Source organism: Streptomyces sp. NPDC007088, assembly GCF_042869355.1.
GTDB lineage: Bacteria > Actinomycetota > Actinomycetes > Streptomycetales > Streptomycetaceae > Streptomyces.
In genome coordinates this window covers 1-3,191 of the sequence record NZ_JBIAFO010000045.1, presented here as the reverse complement: position 1 = coordinate 3,191, position 3,191 = coordinate 1, and the positions used below count along the sequence as shown (strand labels likewise).

The window sequence follows — 3,191 nt, the reverse complement described above, 5'->3', positions numbered from 1 at the left end:
GCCGCGTTGCCGAAACGCCCGAATCGCTCCGCGATGAGGGCGCTCCGGCGCCTTGCGATGCACCACATCTGACGCCGCGCGCTGATCCACCAGGGGTTACGGGACAGCCCTTAGGGCCTGTGTCGAAAGTGGCGTAGCGATATCGGGGCGGCGCAAGAGTGCTGGTCTAAACCTGTTGACGGGGGTGCGTGTCGGTCGGTACTCCTGTGTGCGCTATGACGCGACCAACGGACTCCCCCGAACTCTCGCCCCTTCTACCGGAGATCGCCGCGGCGGACGACGACAGCGGGCTGTTCTCGCGGCCCTATGTGGCTGCCAGTGTCACCTTTCTCGCGACCATGTTCTTGACCGGTTTCGCGGCGCTCGCGGTTGTGCCCACCTTGCCGACGGCTGCCGAGGCGCTCGATGGGGTGGCGCTCTTTCCGCTTGTGGCGGGGTGTTTCGTGGCGGCGGGGATGTTCGGTGGGGTGCTCGGCGGGCACTGGGCGGATGTCTCCGGGGCCAGGCGGCCGCTCGCGGCGGGCATGGTGCTGACCGTGCTGACCTTGCTCGTGGCCGCGAGCAGTACGTCGATCTGGCAGCTGGCGGCCGGGCGGTTCCTGGACGGGCTCGCGGCCGGGATGGTCGCCGTATCGGTCAACACCGCGATCGGTGAGGCGTATCCGGAGCGGTTGCAGCCCCGGGCGCTGGCGTTGATGAGCGCAGGCTGGATCGTGCCGTCGCTCGCCGGGCCGCCGCTGGCCGGACTGGTGACCGAGACGTGGTCGTGGCGTGCCGTGTTCTACGGCTTGGCCGCGCTGACCCTGGTGCCGTCGCTCGCGATGATCGTCGTGCTGCGGGGCCGGGCTTGGTCCGACGACCGGCCCCGCGAGACGACAGCGCGGCCCGCGCTCCTCGTCACGCTCGCGGTGAGCGTGGGCGCAGCGCTCGGCCAGTACGGGGTGTCCGGGTGGAACGTGCGGCACGCGGTGCTCGCCGGGGCCGGGGCTGTGCTCCTCGTGGCGCTCGCCCCGCGACTGCTGCCTGTCGGGACCTGGCGGTCCGCGTCCGGGCTGCCCGCCACCGTGCTGCTAAGGGGCTTGAGTTCGGGCGTGTTCTTCACGCTGGAGGCGTTCGTGCCGCTGATGCTCGTCGCCGAGCGGAAGGTGGACGCGGTCGTGATCGGCTTGGTGTTCACCAGCGCCGCGGTGGTGTGGGCGGCGGGTTCGTGGGTGCAGGGGCGATGGCTGGACGGGTGGCCCCGGCACCGGCTGGTTGGCGTCGGCGCCGGGGTGCAGACGGCGGCGGTCGCAGTGGCGATCGCGGGGACGCTGCCCGGGGTGCCCGCGCTCGTCGGCGCCGCTGCGATGCCGCTGGCTGCGGTCGGCATGGGAATGATGGCGCCCGCGCTCACCGTGCTCTCGCTGGCGCACAGTGGCCCTGGGCGGCAGGGGCAGGCGAGCGGGGCAATGCAGACCAGCCAGAACCTCGGCCAGATCGCGGTCTTGGGCCTGGCCACTGCCGTCCTCAATGTCTCCCTGGCCTTCAAAGCGCCCCACCTGGCTTGCTACGGCGTGGCGTTCGGGGCACTGCTCGTACCGGGGGTGTTGCCACTTGTGTTGGGTGGACGGACGCGGTTGGAAGTGCTCTAGGTTGCCTATGAGTGCGGGGGAGAGAGAGCCGCCGATACGTCAGACAGGTCGAGCTGAAGGCTGCGGTCCGGCCTGGCGGCGGTGGGTGCCGGATCAGTTCGGCAGTTGAATTCGGCGACTGGATCGCTGGGCGATCGGCGGCGGAATTGGCCGAGCCGGTCACCTTCGTGGTTGGCGTGGACGGTGCGCTTCGGGTGGCGCCTCGACGGAGCGAGCACGTGGCCTGCGCCGGCGGAGCCATGGTCTTGAGTGCCGACGAGATCAGTTTTGTGCGAGGCGGACCGGTGGGGCCGTGAGCGAGGTCAGCAATCAGTCCACCGGGTATTGCCCCGACATCGGCTTCTGGTCGGAAGTCGCTCGTGCTCTGGACGAGGTAGGGCTCGAACGACCCTCCGGTTTCACTCACGAGGTGTTGTTCCGCCCTTGTCCTGGCTGCCAGGAGCACAACATCGTGCGCGAGGACGACTTCGCCTGCGTCTTCTGCGGCAGCGGTCTGCCGGAGACGTGGAATGTGGATCCCGCCGCGTAAGGGCCGAGGGTCACAACCACTCGTTCATGGCCGCGACGAGGACGGTCGCCTCGTAGCGGACCGCGAGCTTGTCATATCGCGTGGCGACGGCGCGGTTTCTCTTGAGGCGGTTGATCCCGCACTCCACCGCATGACGCTCGCGGTAGTCGAGCGGGTCGAAGCGCGGTGGCCGGCCACCGCGGGATCCGAGCCTTCTGCGTTTGCGCACCTGGGCAGCCTTGTCGGGGATGGTGCAGCGGATCCCGCGGCGGCGCAGGTAGGCACGATTCTCGCGGGAGGCATACGCCTTGTCCGCGCGGACCCGGTCGGGTCGGACACGCGGCCGGCCCAACCCGATGCGCGGCACGCGGACCTTCTCCAGGACGTGTTCGAACTGCGGCGAGTCGCCGCGCTGTCCAGCCGTGACCACGATCGACATGGGCTTCTGACCTTGCTCGGCAGCCAAATGCAGCTTGGTCGTAAACCCGCCGCGCGAGCGGCCCAGTCCGTGATCTCCGGGCTCGGTGAATACGCCGCCTGGTGGTTCCTTCTGCAGGTCGCCCTGCTTGCGGGCCCCGGCCGCGTGCTGGTGGGCGCGGCACACTGTGGAGTCGATGCTCAGGTCCCACGTGATCGCGCCTTTCGCGTCAGACAGGGCCTGGAACCGGGTGAGGATGCGATGCCAGATGCCCGCTCGCTGCCATCGGCGGAACAGGTCGTAGACCCGGCCCCACGGTCCGTACTCGACGGGCACGTCCCGCCACGGAACACCGGTCCGAACCCTGAACCGTATGCCGTCGATCAGCCGTCGCCGATGCCAGGCCGGTGGCCGCCCCGCCCTGGTGCCCCTGGGCAACAACGGTTCCAGGACTGCCCACTGCTCGTCCGTGAGATCTCCCCGCCCCATGAACCGTGATCATTCACAGCCCAAGTTCCACTTTCGATATACGCCCTAGCTGTTCTGTCCACGGAGGTTGGGTGCGGTGACAGCGATCACCATCTGGGGATCTTGAACGAGTGAGGGCCTTCCGGGTTCGGTGTGGATTGCGACG

Annotated in this window: 2 protein-coding genes and 1 pseudogene; 2 read left to right on the top strand and 1 reads right to left on the bottom strand. The window is 69.0% G+C overall.

Going from position 1 to position 3,191, the window contains the following annotated elements:
* The first annotated feature begins 215 nt into the window (after nucleotides 1-215).
* Nucleotides 216-1,631 carry an MFS transporter gene (locus ACFYMP_RS32140; RefSeq protein WP_388864226.1) on the top strand — a complete coding sequence of 472 codons (1,416 nt, stop codon included), beginning with the start codon at nucleotides 216-218 and terminating at the stop codon, nucleotides 1,629-1,631.
* Between the two features lie 53 nt (nucleotides 1,632-1,684).
* A pseudogene (locus tag ACFYMP_RS32135) lies at nucleotides 1,685-2,160 on the top strand (hypothetical protein).
* Between the two features lie 10 nt (nucleotides 2,161-2,170).
* On the opposite strand, the gene ACFYMP_RS32130 reads toward ACFYMP_RS32135, so the two are convergent.
* Nucleotides 2,171-3,046 carry an IS5 family transposase gene (locus ACFYMP_RS32130; protein WP_388864225.1) on the bottom strand — a complete coding sequence of 292 codons (876 nt, stop codon included), beginning with the start codon at nucleotides 3,044-3,046 and terminating at the stop codon, nucleotides 2,171-2,173.
* Nucleotides 3,047-3,191: the final 145 nt, after the last annotated feature.